The following is a 17,830-nucleotide window of genomic DNA, read 5'->3' on the forward strand; positions in this document are numbered from 1 at the left end:
TACATAACCTACAATATGCGAGCAGCTTTATTTGGGTGAATACCTATTTTGTATTGCACGAAAAAAGGAAATGAATTACAATTTAACTATCGGAAAATTCCGTTTTCAAAAAAACTGAATACTTCTTTATCAAGAGAGGCAGAGGGACCGGCCCTTTGAAGCCCAGCAACCTCAGTTTATACAAACTGAATAGGTGCTAATTCCTGCAAAATGCATTGCATTTTGGAAGATAAAACTCAACTAGCATGTAAAGCTCACCTTTCTTGATATTGAAGGGTGAGCTTTTTATTATTTGAAAAATATATATTGGAGGTATGTAAAATGAAAGTAATTGATTTATCGCAAACATTTGAAAATAATATGTCTCAATTTCCTGGAACACCTAAAATACAACTAGAAGCTGTTACAAGTGTTGAAGAATCAGGCTATCAAGTTACAGATTTTCATTCTGTCGTTCATGTTGGCACGCATTGTGATGCTCCTGCGCATTTTATTTCAGGCGCAACGATCATCGATCAATTACCGCTGGATCAATTTGTAGGTGAAGCTGTTCTTATAGATGTAACACATATTCAAGAGCGAAAATTACCTAAGGCAGTATTGCATAATACTGACATAAAAGAAGGTGATATTGTTATTTTTCATTCTAATCTATCCACCAAATGGAATACAGAAGCTTATGAGAAAGAAGCATTTTATCTTTCTGAAGAATTAGCTGAAGAATTAGTTCAATTAAAAGTAAAATCTATCGGTTTAGATTTCATTTCTCCTGATGAAGTCACAACAGAAACATCACCGATTCATCACATATTACTAGGGAATAATATTTACTTAATTGAAAACTTAACAAATCTAGATGCTATCGAAACAAAACGTTTCTTTTTCTCAGCCGCACCTTTAAAAATTAAAAATAGTGACGGTGCTTTCGCAAGAGCATTTGCTGTTATATTTTAAACACAACCTATAAAGTGAACCTTTAATCAGTGGGGGTTTTGTTCATCCCACACCTAACTTCTTTGCTTCCGCTGAATTTTGAGGTGGGGGTCTTACTGCCCGGCAAATAGCGGGATTAAAAAAAGCAAAGGCCACTACTGGTCTTTGCTTCTATATTTTCTATTTAAATTAAGAAAGAATTGTTCCACACGGGGACGCACCCAAGCTAAACAATCTATCTCTTTCTTCTTTGTGCAAGCTATCTCTTCTCCATCTACCATTTCAACAAGTTCTAGTTCTAACAGTTGCCTCGTGAATGCTAACATATTCACTTCTTCAGATGGATACTCTTCTTTTAATTTCTCCTCAATTTCTCCCAATAAAAAACCGTCACGCATCATTGCCAATGCATCAATCCAAAGTGGCGGCATTTCATATTTTTCTCCTGTAATTGTATCTTTTACAATATAATTCTTTTGCTCTTTTCGAAATTGAATCGTGTGTAAACATACAGTCGAATTTAATGTTAATTCCATCATACCACCTCTTTCATAATATCTGCATAGAAAAAAGGATGCGCGTGCACCCCTTCTTATCTTTTCATAACACTACTGAACCGTTACATGAGTAATCAATCTCATGTCGATATTTTCCTCCATTATAAACGAAGTATTTTATAAAAAAAACCCTTCTTGAAACATTTTATAAAATGTTTATATTTACACAACAAGAACACTTTTCTGAAAAATCTTTTCTCCCAATACATTAAACGGTCGGCAGAAAAATTTCTACTTTCGTTCCTACTCCTAGACTACTTTGGATTGTGATACTCCCTTGATGTTCCTTAATAATTTTATATGTAATCATTAATCCAAGTCCTGTACCAGTCTCCTTTGTTGTGTAAAATGCCTTGCCGATTTTTTCCAACTTTTCATTCTCTATACCAAATCCTTGGTCTTCAACAGAAATACACAAATGTCCTTGCGTTTTTTGATATGCACGGATATGAATTTCTCCGCCCTCTGGCATTGATTCTATTCCATTTTTAATGATATTTAATAACACTTGTTTTAATTGCTTATCATCACCGTTTATAGCCGGTAAATTCCCATCTACTTGTAAATGACATTTAACTCTATATTGCATTGCATAACTTTCCATTAGATGCACAACATATAGAAGGATGTCTCGTATATTACACCTTTCATAATTTGTTGGCTTTGGTTTTCCTAACAACATCAATTCACTAACAAATCCATTAACCCTTTCAATTTCTTGTAACATAATGTCGTAGCTCATCGTATCAGCTGGATTTCTTTCTTTTTGCATTTGCGTAAACCCTTTTAACGCTGTTAACGGATTTCGAATTTCATGGGCAATTGTTGTAGACATAGTTCCAATCACAGCTAAATTTTCCGTCTCTTTCATATTGTTCATCATTTCAACCACTGTTCTTACATAAGATTGAAATCGTTTTAATAAAGAATGTGAAATAATGAAATAGAATACACATAAAACAAGTGGAATTACCACTTTTAAATCTTGTAATAGCAATGTGAAAAATACGTACTTTCCAATTACACTAAAGGAAACTAAATAAAAGTATTTTCTATTCACGAAAACTGGGGCAAATAAAATTAATAACATTTCTACCATACTACCATGTTCAAAAGGTCTATCCGTTCGCAAATAAATCATTAAATTATTAACAAGATTGATAAACATGTACCCAAATAAAAATAAATATTTTACAGAATATACATACCCTCTTTTTTGAAGGTATATAGAAATAGGAAATATTGCTATTACAAATATAGGCACACCTATCCCAAGACTACCTTCTGGCCAACCTACCGCTGTTCCACTAATATTCATAGCAGGATACACAAAATAATATATAGCGTCATATAAAAAGAATATAATATAGAATAATAATATAAATACCTTTAAGGCTCTTCTTTCTTCATAAATCAAGCTCTTGTATTTGTTCATATAAAAACTCCCCTTGATCGATACAAAAAACTTTCATTGTTATCTCCTTAAAGTATAAGTATGAAATTGCTTTCAGGGCAATATTTAACCTTATAATACTAAAAGGAAGGAGATCTCTCCTTCCTTTTGGTAACAAATTACACCCATCTTACCCTGTCATGTAACAATCCATCAGTAAAATTATTATGCCCCATTACAAAATCCTTCATATATAAATTTAAATACTCACCGTACTTACTTTCTGTATTTAATAACAACTCCTCGACGTAATAAGCACCTTGTTCAAATCGATCTAAAAGTAAACTGGACAAGCCCGCATAAATCCCGCACCCTACCTGAAAATACGTTGCATTCGTTTTATATTTACGAAAAACTTGGCTACTATTCATCACATTATACATATATGTCTCACTATTTTCATAAACGAGTAACACACCGACCAAGTCCTCTCCAGCAACCTCTTCTTCCGCTGGATTAAACACTTTACGATTCCAGTTCCATAAATCTTCTACTTGGTCTAAATTCTGTCTAATTATATTTGTTGTATACTCATTAATTCGGTAAAGAAAACCAACTTCCATATTAAAGTTTTTCCCTAAAATTAATACTTCCTCATGTGGCATTAAACAACCATAGAATTCTTTTTCTCCCAACTTCACTTTATACTCTGAAGCATATACATCTTCATAAAAGTAAAGAGGACGATGTTGACTCATATACATCGGATAACTCCAGATTGCTTCATCTAAAAATCGCTCTACTGCCCATGAAGCATAAAGTGTATGTGGCTTTATAAGCGCTATATCATTCAAAAACGACGTGTCATGTTCTACAATATAACATGCTCTTGGCCTTTCATTTGGTCGTTCCTTCATAAGTTCAACAACCATCCATTGAACAACACCTGGATTCATACCTGAACCTATAATCGCTTTTGTATTTGTAAATTTCTCTTTCTCCTTCTCAAACCTTGTATATCTTTCCGTAAGCTGAAAGCCGATTAAGCTATCGTCCTGATCTACGGCCTCATTTTCCAAGGCTGAATTAATATAACAAATTCCTAGTTCATTACAGCAGCTTAATACTCTAATTGTATCTGCTCCTGAAACATCAATCACAACACTCGTTCTTTTTTCTTTTAAATGTTGTTTAAATTCCACTACATTTTGAAGGTTTATTTCATATAAATATAAGCGACCTTTCAAATTCGAAAACAACTCATCATAATAAGTCCTATCTTTTTGTTTTATATCCACCAAATGAAATTTGGCATTCTTTAATACTTCATAAATTGGATCTTTTTCATTTGCTATCGCTTGATTTAAAATTGCTAAAACTGCTTTTGCTGCTCCACCAGCACTACCAAGCAATGTAATTGATAACGAATTCGGAAACTGCTCCACAAACAAAACCCCTTTAATAAATTAGTTGAGCAGCTCCTCCTCAAAAAATAAATTGAATACATAAAAAGATAGCTCGTACATATTTCTTTATAAAGTAGTGCAAAATTATTTTTAAAAGATCACACTATAATATATTTATATTCAATTCATTTTTCCCCTCATATCCAAATTAAACTAAATAAATAGGCTCGACCTTTTCTTCTGCATATAAAAGAAAAAGCCAGCCCTTCCAACTAATCTACGGACAATGGACGGATTTTACATGTTGAATATTCACATACATTTTTGCATCACGTGCTTTTGATATTTCAATATGACCTTCATCAATTTTCGCCATTTTTCCAATTTTATTGGACTCCTCACCTAAATCGAACACCATAATTTTCCCTGTCATTTTAATAAGCTGTTCTTCAAACGTTCTAGCTAACGTAATATTTAACGGATTTACGGGGAGTTCATTTTTATTGAGGGCATACGGTACTTGGTTTTCTTTATACGGAATTAACCATTTTAAATGCTTTAAAGATATATATACCGTTTTATAAACCGGACTATAAAAAACAATATAATCGTTCATCACACTTGTAACATAACCATGTATTGGAGCATTTCCTGCTACATAAACTTCTGTAAAAATACCTTTAGAAGTACTTAATACTTTTCTCAAAGAAATTGAAGGGGATTCCCTCTTAATTACAGAATCAACATCTGGTTTTGATATTTCTTCGTCATATGTTCTTAAAAATTTATAGTATTGTACATGATATAAAGATATATATACGTAATCTTGTCCATTGTAAAGAACAACGATATCATTTCCTACATCAATTAATACACCTTTAAATCTTTTTTCACCGATTAATTTAACATATATATTTTCTCCAATACTTTTATTCAACTCATTCATCTATATCCTCCTTCCTATGAATATCAGCTTTCCTATCTTCCGTTTCAAAAAAAATAATCAGGGCAATGTTTTGTCTTAATAGTAAGTAATTCCTTTTCATACTATCGAAATAAGAAATTGTTCTTCTCTTTCCCTCATAATGCCCCTCTTATTTATTAAACATTATTCATCTTCATTCTTTTTACATTTCACTACTTGACTCACACTCTTAATATGATAATTAATGATATAAATGACTTCATCGCAGTTTACTAGTGTAATACATTCTTCATGCACTTCACTTAATAATCCTTCCACACATTCTGGACCGCCACGATTAATCTTTACCCACTTATACTTCAAGTCACGTAATACATCGATAAAAGTATCATCATCAGAGCAGAAACATGAAACATAGGAATCGCCACATTTACTTTCTTTCACTTTCTTAGCTAGACTCTTCACATGTTTCAATTGGTAATATACTAATTCACCAAGAGGAAGTTGTAATGTAAGGTAATCTCTCCCTAACGATACAAGTACCCCCACTCGACTCTCTGGTCCACGAAGATTTACTTTTACAGTCTCACCGACTAAGCATTTAATTTGCTCACAGCATAATATACTTTCCAAATTTGTATCCTCCTTTCTTATTATCTTCCTCTACTTGACTGTCTTTGTGCGCGAGCTCGACCTGAATTATCGCTACTACTTTCCTTACTATTACTATCTTCGCTCTCATCGCTCTCTCCGCATGCTAATGCATTATAGTTAACACTTTTAATATGCTTTATTGCAATTAATATAACTTCTTCTTTTACAATTAATGTAACGAAGTCACAAGAAACATCTTGTAAAATGCCTTCCACTTTCTCTGGACCACCGCGATTAATTTTCACCCAGCAATATTTGAAGCTTAGAAGTAGTGCTTCAAAGTCGTCTGCACATTCGCAATCTTCCCAATCACAATCACTTGATCCACAGTCTTTTGCATTTTTCGTAATACTTTTCAGATGGCTAAGTTGATAGTAATAAAGCTCACCTTTTTCATTCTTCAATACGAAGTAGTCCGGACATACTGATATTATTGTTCCTTGTAACTACTCAGCTTAATTAGGAAAAAGGGCATACCAAATACATGTTTTCATTCGAAAACATAAAAAAGAAAAGACTCCAATAAGAGAAAGAATCTAAATCAAACAGAGAATTTCTCTTATGAAGTTGTGCGATTCCAAGGAACCGTTCCGGTTTCTATAACTTGTCCTATCGCTTGTAAGACAGATTGTTTTTGTTTTTTCATGGTACTCATAAAGCTTCGTATCTGGCAAAAAGATTCTGCGCCTTTCTTACTTCGGAAAGTCCCAGACACTTTCTGTTTGACTTTCGTCATTCGAATATCCCGTTCCGCTTGATTATTATCAAATGGAATGTCTGGATGTTCTAAGAATGCTAGAATTCTGTCAGCATATTTGACGAAGCGATTCCATAAATTTTGAGCAGGCGTCTGCTTTCTTTTCTTTTTTAATTCTGTAGAAAAGACTGGTTGTTCTTTCAATATAGCTTGATAAACAGTAAACAGGTGCTGTTGCTTTACTTTTGGCAGATTTCCTTTGTATTGTTTTTTCAGCGTTAAAGCTTGCGTGAGAAATTTCTGCATCTGTTGCGCCCATTTTTGCCCCGTACTATCTATAATTCCTTGCAAATCTCGTAAGAGATGGGCATTACATAATACATGTCGGCAATCTGTATACGCATCATACGATTTCCAACCATCATGCATCGCAATTCCAGAAAAAGACGGTAAAATTCCGCCCGCATCCATTGCTTCTTTTCCGCGTTTGTGATGAATATGTTGCAATGTCACCTCCGGTGTACTGGCAGTATGTAACCATTGTGTTTTGTTTTCTACACGCATACCGGTTTCATCAAAATGGACAATAGGAGACTGCAGGATCTTTTCCGTTACTTTTTTTATGAATGGCTGCAATTGAGAAGCGAAAGCCTGTGTATGATTTACCAGGGTTCCTTCGCTTATAGAATGTCCAAAACAATCCTGAAAGAATTCTTTTGTTCGCTTCAAAGAAATGCATTGATAATGCGTTAAATAGGGAATCAGTCTTTTTATATTTGGACCATATTGAACAGGACGAGATACTGTCGAAGGAAATTGGGCTTCTTGGATAGAATGGCAATGTGGGCATTCTTTCTGTTCTACTTTATGTTCTGTCACTTCAATCTGAATAGGTGGTAAGTCATACACTTGGCGAATGCGATACCCTTTTACAGGCTCGTGGTTCAAGGAAGTATGACAACAAGTACAATATGTAGGAGAATGTGTAATCGTATGATCTGGAGTCGCTGTCAAACCAAGAGTATGTCCCTTGTGGCCTAACTGGCCACCGGTTTGACGATGAGACGGTTTGCGCAAACTTTTTGTAACAGGCTTACCTAAACCATCTGTAGAAGGTGGCTTATGACTATTTTTGGAGTTTTTTTTTGAAGCATTTTCTAGTTCTTGTATACGTTTTTCTAATTTAGAAAATGTTTCTTCAAATAAAGAAATAACAGCTTCAGGTCCTTTTTTATATGTATCTAAAATAATTTTTCGATCGACCATAATATTCACCTCCCCTGTTTGATATACTCAGTATTTACAAATAGGAGGCATATGAAACTAGTAAAATTAAAAAAAGCCACCGAAAGGTGGCTGAGTAGTTACTGTTCCTTTTTGAGATTCTGGACCACCCCTGTTTACTCTCACAAAAGATCCAATTAAGTCTTTCAGAAAATCACAATGAAATAAACTCACGAGAAAACCCCTTCCATTAATTTATAAGCTTTTGCACTGATAGTATATGTATCTGTACAGGTTACGTTCTCTATGTTTGTCCTAGCTAGAAAAAAATATGCTTTTAACATGGTAGACTACTACCTATCAAAAATATAAGAAATTCTGCGTGCCCATTAGGATTTTGATACATTTAAACAAAAATCCCGTATGAAGATACATTTCTGCATATCTTCATACGGGATTTCCCAAAGTTTAGTCTTCGTCTTTAACATCCATATCTTCTGGAATTGGTTCATTTAATATTTCTTCCACTAACTGCTTATATTTCTCCATTTGTTCTAAATGTGTATTGAATTGTTCTTTATTTACTAAATATTGCTCTCCATCGAATAGCGCACGAATTTTCTTTTGCTGAATTAACTCTTCAATATACGATTTCGGTAAATTCAAATACTCCGCAGTCTCTTCTACTGTTATATACAATGCGTTCATTCCTTTATTATTTTTTCATCTATACTGTATCTTACTTTACTTTATTTTTGTAAACAAATAAAAAAGATTTTGTAAATGCAGTTCAAAAAGCAGGTAGATGCATTCCATATATTGTATAGTATTATATAGTAAGAATTTTTAAATATAGAATGGTATTACCCATTTACACAAAGGAGAGTTAACATATGGCTACTCGTCACATCATTACAATGTTAGAAAAAACACTACAAGTTGAAACAGAAAACACAATTTCTCATTTGAATGTATCTTTATCTGATCGTTTTCTTTCTCAAAGCACAGCAATACATGAAAACAATTGTTATCATACAATTGGTGAATGGTACAAAAATCATTTCTTATTCCAACAAGATGATTTCCTTTGGGCTAAATATGCTTTCTATGACGCATATTGTGAAGCCATCAAAAAACAAGGCCATCTTACAAAACGCGTCCGTCAAATATTAGAATCATTGGCTCGAAAACATGGAAAACAATATATTGCTTCTATACTAAATATGCCATTTCCTAATGAACGCGCTAAAGGGACAGCGTAATTTAGCCATGTTCTGCGTAAGCAAAACATAGCTAAATTGTTTTCTAGGATGCTTTACCAATAAAATGTTCATATCATATGAACTGATGAAACCGGTGTCATTATAATGATTGAAAATATAGTAAACAGGAAAACCCCCACGTACATCTCTCATCCATTTGAATAGAGAAGTATGTGGGGGTATACTTGTTCCTTATTATTTCATCATCTGTTTAATCAGTTCTCGATTTCTCTTCTTAAATACTTCATTATGAGAAGAAACCATTCCGTACTCACTTGCATCTGGTTGGATAAATTGCTTTGCTTTATTCACAGCATTTCCAGCATCTTGGAATGCACCTGCAATTAAGTGTAGTTTCCCTTCGTGCTTTAAAATATCTCCAGCAGCATATAATCCATCTACTGAAGACTCACTATTTGCATTACCTGCAATATAATAATTATCTATAATCGCAACGTCTAACTCACTATTTTCTAATAATGTAATGTCACGTTCATATCCATGATTAATAATAACTTCATCAATAGGTAAATGAGAAACCTCACCTGTTTCATGATTTGTCAATTCTACATATTCGATCGCTTCATGATTATCACCAGCAATGAGTTTTGTAATCGATGTATTAAAGAAACACTCCGCCGAGCTGTTCAGCAGTTGTTTTACTTGTGCTTCATGACCAGATAATTCTTCTTTTCTATATGTTACATACACTTTTTTCGCAATTGGTTCTAATTCATTTGCCCAATCAACCGCAGAATTTCCTCCGCCGGAAATAATGACCGTCTTACCTTTGAAACGCTTTAAAGATTTCACTGTATAATTTAAATTAGATACTTCAAATCGCTCAGCACCTTCAATTGATAACTTTTGAGGTTTCAATATACCACTTCCAGTTGCGACGATAACTGTTTTTGAAAAATGTTCTTCGCCATTGCTTGCTTTTAACGTAAAAGTGCCATCTTCGTTACGAATAATCGATTCTACTTTTGTATTTAATACCACTTCTGGCTTAAATGTTAGCCCTTGCTGTACAAGTTGTTCAATTAATTTATCACCTGTAACTGGCAGCAGCCCTCCTACATCCCAAATCATCTTCTCTGGATAAACATGTATTTTTCCACCTAACTGTGGTTGAAATTCTATTATTTTCGTTTTCATCTCTCTGAGTCCACTATAAAAAGCTGAATAAAGCCCTGCAGGTCCTCCGCCTATCACAGTTACATCAAACAATTCTTCTTGATTCATTCGTGTCACTCCTCAGCTACTAGTCATTGATTATCATTCTCAATAAAATATAACCTGTTTCCGCAAAATTTACAATCAAAATTACTATTGACAATACACCTATATAAAATTATATTATTTAAAGAATCAATAGTGATAATCATTATCAATTTGTTAATAATTAGCAAATTGAGATTACATCTTCTTTCATTAATATGGTTAATACTATATTATAAAATCTCATATTCAAGATTTTTAATAAATTATTTTGCATTACCACTACTCTTTCAAAAAGATTACAGTTAAACAAATTATTGTATACACATATCATCTATGTTAAAGGAGAAAGACGATGAAAAAGTTATTTATTTCACTAACAGTTCTTTTCGTTCTTGTTATGAGTGCTTGTAGCAATGGCTCTACAGACAAAAAGAACGATGCAAAAGGTAGTAAATCAGAAACAATTACATACCAATCTGAAAATGGTAAAGTAGAAGTTCCTGCAAATCCAAAACGCGTTGTTGTATTATCATCATTCGCTGGTAACGTAATGTCATTAGATGTAAATCTTGTTGGGGTAGATTCATGGTCTAAACAAAACCCACGTTTTGATAGCAAACTTAAAGATGTTGCTGAAGTATCAGATGAAAATGTTGAAAAAATCGCTGAACTAAATCCAGATTTAATCATCGGTTTATCAAATATTAAAAATGTCGATAAGTTAAAGAAAATCGCTCCTACTGTAACATACACTTACGGAAAAGTTGATTACTTAACACAGCATTTAGAAATTGGTAAGTTATTAAACAAAGAAAAAGAAGCAAAAACTTGGGTTGATGACTTCAAGAAACGTGCACAAGAAGCTGGTAAAGAAATTAAAGCAAAAATCGGTGAAGATGCAACAGTTTCTGTTGTAGAAAACTTCAACAAACAGCTTTATGTATACGGCGAGAACTGGGGCCGCGGAACAGAAATCCTGTACCAAGAAATGAAATTAAAAATGCCTGAAAAAGTAAAAGAAAAAGCATTAAAAGAAGGTTACTACGCATTATCTACTGAGGTATTACCGGAATTTGCTGGTGATTACTTAATCGTAAGTAAAAATAAAGAGACTGATAACTCATTCCAAGAGACAGAATCATATAAAAACATCCCAGCAGTAAAAAATAATCGCGTATATGAAGCAAACATGATGGAATTCTATTTCAATGATCCACTTACATTAGATTTCCAACTAGACTTCTTCAAGAAGAACTTTCTTGGTAAATAATACAAACATGAGGAATTCTTAATTTAAGAATTCCTCTTCCTTTATTCTATGAACAGAAAAGATGTGAAACGAATGACAAAAGATCATGAAAATCCACGTTCTATAGCTTTTACATACAAACTAATTTTAAGCTTAATTGCATTCTTTCTTATTTTTATGGTTGCAATGGTATTAGGTGCTGCAGATACTTCGATAAAAGATGTATGGTTAGCACTCACTTCCTCCGCTAAAGGAGACAAAATATCTATTATTCGAGAAATACGTTTACCACGTGAAGTTGCTGCTATTTTTGTAGGAGCTGGATTAGCCGTTTCTGGAGCGATTATGCAAGGATTAACACGAAATCCACTTGCAGATCCTGGTTTATTAGGGCTATCTGGTGGAGCAAATGCTGCGCTTGCACTGACACTTGCTTTCAATCCTTCCATCAGCTATCTTTACTTAACATTAGCTTGCTTTATCGGTGCGGCAATTGGCGCAATCATGGTATTTGGAATTGGTATGGTGAAAAAAGGCGGCCTTTCTCCTCTTCGAATTGTATTAGCGGGCGCTGCAGTTTCCGCATTTCTACTCGCAATTTCAGAAGGAATCGGCATTTATTTTAAAATTTCACAAGATGTATCACTTTGGACTGCTGGGGGCGTAATTGGAACAACTTGGAGCCAATTAAAAATTATTATTCCAGTCATTTCAATTAGTATCTTTATCGCTATCTTACTAGCAAAAAAATTAACAGTTCTTAGTTTCAGTGAGGAAGTGGCTATTGGACTTGGTCAAAAAATTATTGTTATTAAAACTATTTTATTTATCATTATTATCTTACTTGCAGGTGCATCTGTAGCGCTTGTTGGAAATATGGCATTTATCGGTTTAATGGTACCTCACATGGTACGCCCAATTGTCGGTCCAGATTACCGATTTGTTATACCGATGTCAGCAATTGCTGGAGCTTCCTTTATGCTACTTGCAGATACAATCGGACGTACTATTAACGCTCCGTACGAAACACCAGTTGCGGCAATTGTCGCGATTGTAGGGTTACCATTCTTCCTATTCATTGTACGTAAAGGAGGAAAAACATTCTCATGATGCAATCTATTCTAAGAAAACAACGTCTTATTATACTCGCTTTACTAATACTGACCATCACCACCATTGTAGTTGGAATGGGACTTGGTTCAGCATCTTTATCTTATGATCGACTACTCCCAACATTAATGGGACAAGGGACTTTTAAAGAGGAGTTTGTTTTATACTCTTTAAGACTACCTAGAATTGTGATTACATTATTAGCTGGTATGGCTCTCGCTTTATCAGGGGCTATATTCCAAGGAATTACTCGAAATGATTTAGCTGAACCTGGTATTCTCGGGATCAACTCTGGGGCCGGTGTTGCTGTTGCTATTTTCTTTTTATACTTTCCAATAGATGTAGGTTCATTTCTTTACTTACTACCAGTCGTTGGATTTATCGGGGCTTTTCTGACAGCTGTTCTAATTTACGTATTTTCATATAGTAAATCAACTGGGCTTCAGCCAATCCGACTAACATTAACCGGTATTGGTTTTTCATTTGCACTATCTGGAATGATGATTGTCCTTATTTCATCCGCTGATCGTATGAAAGTGGACTTTATCGCCAAGTGGATTGCCGGAAACATTTGGGGAGATGACTGGGTCTTCGTTTTAGCAATGCTCCCATGGTTAATCGTATTAATTCCGTTCGTTTTCTATAAAGCAAATCGATTAAACATTCTAGCATTAAACGAGCCAGTCGCAATCGGTGTTGGAATTGAAATTGAAAAAGAACGCAGATACTTATTAGTTGCAGCCGTTGCGCTTGCAGCTGCAGCTGTTTCCGTAACAGGAGGAATTAGCTTTATCGGACTAATGGCTCCTCATATCGCGAAATCTTTAGTAGGTCCAAGACATCAAATTTTCATGCCTATTGCCGTTTTAATCGGCGGATGGCTATTGCTATTAGCAGATACAATTGGCCGAAACATCGTTGAACCTAACGGCATCCCAGCAGGTATTGTCGTTGCTTTAATTGGGGCTCCTTACTTTATGTATTTGTTGCTTAAGAAAGCGTAAAAAACACCCTCAAGATCTTTTCTTGAGGGTGTTTTTGTTTCATTCTACTGCTGCCCATACCCTTCAAACTTCTTCGCCAAATTCTCCATCTCATCTTCTGGCAAAAGCTTCGGTTCTCCGACGCTTTTCGTTTGATAATAAATTTGAGCACAAAACTCAATCTCTTCTGCAACAGTAAACGCCATTTTTATATTATTTGCACCAGCAATTAAACCGTGATTTGCAAGTAGCACAGCACGACGATCAATCATGCCTTCAAAAGCAGCATCCGCTAATTGCTTCGTACCAAATGTTTCATACGGTGCACAGCGAACATTCGGGCCTGCGAAAGCAATTAAATATGAAACAGCAGGAAGCTCCCATCCTAATGACGCAATCGTCTTTGCGTAAGGAGAATGTGTATGCACAAGCGCATTTATATCTTCACGATTTCTATAATAAATAAGATGCATATCTAGTTCGCTTGATGGCTTTCTCTCTCCCTCTACCACTTCACCATCTAAGTTTAATATAACTACATCTTCAGGTTTTGTTTCATAATACTCTAAACCACTTGGACTAATCGCAACAAGACCTTGTTCGCGATTGAAAATACTAATATTACCCCCAGTCCCCTTTGTTAAACCACTAGAGATCATTTTCTTTCCATACGCTACAATTTCTTCTCTTTCTTTTTGTAATAACATATACATCCCCCTAAGTATGAAGCTTATGATGACTGACTTTTATATTTATCTATTTATTGAAATAGCTTTTTTAAATTCTCCGTAAACGGTGCCTTTACAATCCCTTTTTCTGTAATAATCGCTGTTACATTTTCATATGGAGTAACATCAAATGCTGGATTATATACTTTACTTTCTTTCGGAGCTGAATATTGTCCGAAACGATTAATCACTTCAGAAGCATCCCTTTCTTCAATCGGAATTTCTTTTCCTGTCGGTGTTTTTAAGTCGATTGTTGGTGTTGGCGCTGCTACATAAAACGGAATGTTGTAGTATTTAGCTAAAATAGATACGCCTAATGTGCCAATTTTATTTGCTACATCACCGTTTGCTGCCACGCGGTCACATCCAACGATTACAGCATCGATTTTTCCTTGTGACATGACCATAGCTGCCATATTATCCGTAATGACAGTAACATCAATTCCCGCTCGCTGTAGTTCTAATGCTGTTAACGTTGAACCTTGTAACCTAGGACGAGTTTCATCTGAATAGATTTTTAAGTCCCATCCTTTTTCTTTCGCTAAGTACATTGGTGCTGTCGCAGTACCATACTTAGTCGTCGCTAACGCACCAGCATTGCAATGTGTTAATACTCCCATTTCATCATGGAATAATGTTAATGCATGCTCTCCAATTTGACGATTAATTTCTTCATCTTCTCTATGAATCTCTTTTGCCTCTTCTAGTAATCTGTCTTTCAACTGGACGATTGATAAGTGCGCGTTCTCTGTCGCTACCGCTTCCATTCTTTCAAGTGCCCAGAATAAGTTTACTGCCGTTGGCCTTGATGTTGCCAAATATGCACATACCTTTTTGACTTCCTCTATAAAGTCTTCCATCTTACTTTGAATAACTTCCTTTGTTCCTAAATACACACCGTACGCTGCCGAAACACCAATTGCTGGTGCTCCTCGTACTTTCATTACTTGAATGGCATCCCACACACTTTCAGCTGTCTTGAAAGATTCATAGACAACCTCATTCGGTAATAATGTTTGATCTAATAAAACTAAAGCATCATCTTTCCACTGAATGGGTATTAATTGCTCTTCCATCATATTCTCCCCTTACTTCGCGTAGTGCATTGACTGTTCTTTTAACGTTTCTACAAAACGTGTACCCGTTCTATATTGATTCGCTCGTAAAATAAAACTCTTCGCTACTTGAAGACAAATTCGCTCCGCTCTAGCACGTGCTTCCTCATTCTCAATACAAGTAATATCTTTTACTTTCGCTAATCCAACAATACGGCGAATTAATTCCAGACCTGTCACTGCAGCCGTATCCTCTAATACAGATTGTAAATATACTTCGCTAAAGCCTTCTTCCTTCGCCATAATCTCGGTCACATGAATATCCCAAGCATCTAAAAACTTCTTCTTAAATAAATCAATTACCTCTACCATCGTAGTTTGTAACCAATCCATATACGTATCTTTCTCCGCTCCAGGTGGCATCGTTGCATCTGCATTCACCCAAGCAAACATTAAATTCGCCATTACATTCCCAACGTCATATCCCATAGGTCCATAAAAAGCAAACTCAGGATCAATAACCTTTGTAGAATCATCTCTTACAAAAACAGAACCAGTATGTAAATCACCATGAAGTAATGCCTGTGCATTCGTCATAAAAGAAAATTTACGTTTCGCTACTTCCATACGAAGCTCTTTATCACTATAAATATGTTCCCTAATCCATCCCTCATTTAACGGAAATAACTCATTACGCTTATTATGATTGGTAAATGGTTCTGAATATACGAGGTCCTCTGTAATCTCACATAATTCAGGATTTATATAATTCTTCACAAGTTCCTTCTTCTCTTTATGATTCATTACAACATCCGATGTTAATAAAAGTGTATTTACCATAAAAGTAGTTAAATCATCCGCAAGCCTCGGAAATATTTGATGATTTATAAGTGCTGTACGTAATATTGTGTGATCCGATAAATCTTCCATTACGCAACAATTCATCACACTATCAAATAAATACACCTTAGGAACAAGTCCGGGTGCTAACTCATCCTCTAACTGCAAAACATCTGATTCTATACGAATACGGTTTGTCGACAACTTAAACTCATCTGAAATGCGAGCTGTATCCCCAGCTTGCTTTACGATGACTGACATGTTCTCTTTTTCATCCCAAACGCGGAACACATAATTTAAATTGCCATCACCTATTTCTTTACACTGTAACTCCTTTGCATGTTCAAACTTAGACAATTTCTCTTTCACATATGCAATCACATCTTTAGCTTCCATTAAAAAATACTTCGTGAACTTAGACATGGTTTCCCCTCCACACTAATTGTAAGCGTTTTCTAAAAGCTATAAAAAATAATAGGTTGAATTTTTTCATCCTATAAATATGTATTCTTCTTTTTGAAAGATATATCTAGGTTTTATTATATCTTGTTAGCACTTTGAGTCAATGTTTCTAACTATCATCTTAATATACTTCCTAATTATATATTTGAGATGACAAAAATTGTTCAAAAAATTTCCGATTCATTTTATTTTATTTATCACAAAATTCTTTGTAAAATAGAAGTAAGCAGTTCCTTTTCAAAACCACAACTTCTAAGAAATATTTCCTTCCTAAAAAATTAAACTTACACACTATCTCTAACATACACACTAAACTTTTCAAACACTCATCTAAAATTTATAGACTTAAAATTACCTTTCTATTCCCTGATAGCCTTAATTGAGAATAAATATTAATTAAATTGGAATAAAGTTGGTTTATTCGCTTGACAAAATAACCAATTCTATATGATAATTAATATCGAATTAGAATTATTATAGTTAATTAAAAAATATATTTTATGAGCACACTATTTTTTGATGCTCAAACCAACATTTAGGAGGAATTTTAACATGTTATTAATCGGCACAGAAGTAAAACCGTTTAAAGCTAATGCTTACCATAATGGAGAATTTATCCAAGTTACTGACGAAAGTTTAAAAGGAAAATGGAGTGTAGTTTGTTTCTACCCAGCTGACTTCACATTCGTTTGCCCAACTGAACTTGAAGACTTACAAAACCAATATGCAACTCTAAAAGACTTAGGCGTTGAAGTATACTCTGTATCTACAGACACTCACTTCACTCACAAAGCATGGCATGATAGCTCAGAAACTATCGGCAAAATCGAGTACATCATGATCGGTGACCCAACTCGAACAATCACTACAAACTTCAACGTTTTAATGGAAGAAGAAGGTCTTGCTGCTCGTGGTACATTCATCATCGATCCAGACGGCGTTATCCAATCTATGGAAATCAATGCTGACGGTATCGGCCGTGACGCAAGCATTCTTGTTAACAAAATTAAAGCTGCTCAATACGTACGTAACAACCCAGGTGAAGTTTGCCCAGCTAAATGGCAAGAGGGTTCTGCAACACTTAAACCAAGCCTTGACCTTGTAGGCAAAATCTAAGGAGTTCGATCA

At 34.7% G+C, this 17,830-nt stretch carries 18 protein-coding genes, 1 pseudogene and 1 riboswitch; of the genes and pseudogenes, 6 read left to right on the top strand and 13 right to left on the bottom strand.

Translation table 11 applies throughout. The annotated features are described in order from the left end of the window. Positions 1-123: 123 nt before the first annotated feature. A riboswitch (SAM riboswitch) is annotated at positions 124-236 on the top strand. An 85-nt stretch (positions 237-321) separates the two neighbouring features. Then, the gene (locus MHI28_RS15875) at positions 322-954 is read left to right on the top strand and encodes a cyclase family protein (RefSeq protein ID WP_340828073.1); all 633 of its coding nucleotides are present in this window, start codon (positions 322-324) and stop codon (positions 952-954) included. Positions 955-1,088: 134 nt separating this feature from the next. On the opposite strand, the gene MHI28_RS15880 is transcribed toward MHI28_RS15875, so the two are convergent. The 9 genes and pseudogenes from MHI28_RS15880 to MHI28_RS15920 all read right to left on the bottom strand — a co-directional run bounded on the left by MHI28_RS15880 (position 1,089) and on the right by MHI28_RS15920 (position 8,497). Further along, entirely contained in the window at positions 1,089-1,469 is a 381-nt protein-coding gene (locus MHI28_RS15880; RefSeq protein WP_000424116.1) for a hypothetical protein, read from the bottom strand. A 229-nt stretch (positions 1,470-1,698) separates the two neighbouring features. Further along, the gene (locus MHI28_RS15885; protein ID WP_001046097.1) at positions 1,699-2,925 is read right to left on the bottom strand and encodes an ATP-binding protein; all 1,227 of its coding nucleotides are present in this window, start codon (positions 2,923-2,925) and stop codon (positions 1,699-1,701) included. 137 nt (positions 2,926-3,062) lie between these two features. Further along, a complete protein-coding gene (locus MHI28_RS15890; RefSeq protein ID WP_000434723.1) occupies positions 3,063-4,328 on the bottom strand; it encodes a hypothetical protein in 1,266 nt (421 codons plus the stop codon). A 238-nt stretch (positions 4,329-4,566) separates the two neighbouring features. Further along, positions 4,567-5,235: a DUF2642 domain-containing protein gene (locus tag MHI28_RS15895; RefSeq protein ID WP_340828074.1), complete on the bottom strand. Its 669-nt coding sequence runs from the start codon at positions 5,233-5,235 to the stop codon at positions 4,567-4,569. 162 nt (positions 5,236-5,397) lie between these two features. Then, the gene (locus MHI28_RS15900; protein ID WP_000443832.1) at positions 5,398-5,847 is read right to left on the bottom strand and encodes a hypothetical protein; all 450 of its coding nucleotides are present in this window, start codon (positions 5,845-5,847) and stop codon (positions 5,398-5,400) included. Between the two features lie 20 nt (positions 5,848-5,867). Further along, positions 5,868-6,302 carry a spore coat protein gene (locus MHI28_RS15905; RefSeq protein WP_340828446.1) on the bottom strand — a complete coding sequence of 145 codons (435 nt, stop codon included), beginning with the start codon at positions 6,300-6,302 and terminating at the stop codon, positions 5,868-5,870. A gap of 125 nt (positions 6,303-6,427) precedes the next feature. Beyond that, positions 6,428-7,831, bottom strand: a complete 1,404-nt coding sequence (gene tnpC / locus MHI28_RS15910) for an IS66 family transposase (protein ID WP_340828062.1) — start codon at positions 7,829-7,831, stop codon at positions 6,428-6,430. Positions 7,832-7,930: 99 nt separating this feature from the next. Next, positions 7,931-8,023, bottom strand: a pseudogene (locus MHI28_RS15915) (spore coat protein); the annotation flags it as partial. A 234-nt stretch (positions 8,024-8,257) separates the two neighbouring features. Then, positions 8,258-8,497, bottom strand: coding sequence for a helix-turn-helix domain-containing protein (locus MHI28_RS15920; RefSeq protein WP_001998970.1), 240 nt, complete (start codon positions 8,495-8,497; stop codon positions 8,258-8,260). A gap of 185 nt (positions 8,498-8,682) precedes the next feature. Here MHI28_RS15920 and MHI28_RS15925 point away from each other — a divergent pair, with 185 nt between their 5' ends. Then, positions 8,683-9,051, top strand: coding sequence for a hypothetical protein (locus MHI28_RS15925; protein ID WP_000235474.1), 369 nt, complete (start codon positions 8,683-8,685; stop codon positions 9,049-9,051). A 195-nt stretch (positions 9,052-9,246) separates the two neighbouring features. On the opposite strand, the gene MHI28_RS15930 is transcribed toward MHI28_RS15925, so the two are convergent. Beyond that, positions 9,247-10,296 carry an NAD(P)/FAD-dependent oxidoreductase gene (locus MHI28_RS15930; protein ID WP_001070938.1) on the bottom strand — a complete coding sequence of 350 codons (1,050 nt, stop codon included), beginning with the start codon at positions 10,294-10,296 and terminating at the stop codon, positions 9,247-9,249. Between the two features lie 331 nt (positions 10,297-10,627). Between MHI28_RS15930 and MHI28_RS15935 the strand changes: the two genes are divergently transcribed. From MHI28_RS15935 to MHI28_RS15945, 3 genes are read left to right on the top strand one after another with little or no spacing between them, the layout of a single operon-like run. Continuing rightward, positions 10,628-11,545 (top strand): iron-hydroxamate ABC transporter substrate-binding protein, encoded by a 918-nt coding sequence (locus MHI28_RS15935; protein ID WP_000732570.1) that lies wholly within the window; start codon positions 10,628-10,630, stop codon positions 11,543-11,545. Positions 11,546-11,593: 48 nt separating this feature from the next. After that, a complete protein-coding gene (locus tag MHI28_RS15940) occupies positions 11,594-12,634 on the top strand; it encodes a FecCD family ABC transporter permease (RefSeq protein ID WP_002153558.1) in 1,041 nt (346 codons plus the stop codon). Continuing rightward, entirely contained in the window at positions 12,631-13,638 is a 1,008-nt protein-coding gene (locus tag MHI28_RS15945; protein ID WP_000983742.1) for a FecCD family ABC transporter permease, read from the top strand. Before MHI28_RS15940 ends, MHI28_RS15945 begins: the two co-directional genes overlap by 4 nt. A gap of 44 nt (positions 13,639-13,682) precedes the next feature. On the opposite strand, the gene MHI28_RS15950 is transcribed toward MHI28_RS15945, so the two are convergent. The 3 genes from MHI28_RS15950 to mtnK are packed head-to-tail and all read right to left on the bottom strand — an operon-like array spanning position 13,683 to position 16,663. Continuing rightward, positions 13,683-14,324, bottom strand: a complete 642-nt coding sequence (locus MHI28_RS15950; RefSeq protein WP_000926560.1) for an L-fuculose-phosphate aldolase — start codon at positions 14,322-14,324, stop codon at positions 13,683-13,685. 53 nt (positions 14,325-14,377) lie between these two features. Further along, positions 14,378-15,421: an S-methyl-5-thioribose-1-phosphate isomerase gene (mtnA, locus tag MHI28_RS15955; protein WP_000392488.1), complete on the bottom strand. Its 1,044-nt coding sequence runs from the start codon at positions 15,419-15,421 to the stop codon at positions 14,378-14,380. A 12-nt stretch (positions 15,422-15,433) separates the two neighbouring features. After that, positions 15,434-16,663, bottom strand: a complete 1,230-nt coding sequence (gene mtnK / locus MHI28_RS15960) for an S-methyl-5-thioribose kinase (protein ID WP_000033215.1) — start codon at positions 16,661-16,663, stop codon at positions 15,434-15,436. 591 nt (positions 16,664-17,254) lie between these two features. Here mtnK and ahpC point away from each other — a divergent pair. After that, positions 17,255-17,818: an alkyl hydroperoxide reductase subunit C gene (gene ahpC / locus MHI28_RS15965; protein WP_000924420.1), complete on the top strand. Its 564-nt coding sequence runs from the start codon at positions 17,255-17,257 to the stop codon at positions 17,816-17,818. The last annotated feature ends 12 nt before the right edge of the window (positions 17,819-17,830 follow it).

The organism is Bacillus sp. FSL K6-0268 (assembly GCF_038005425.1).
Taxonomy (GTDB): Bacteria; Bacillota; Bacilli; order Bacillales; family Bacillaceae_G; genus Bacillus_A; species Bacillus_A thuringiensis_S.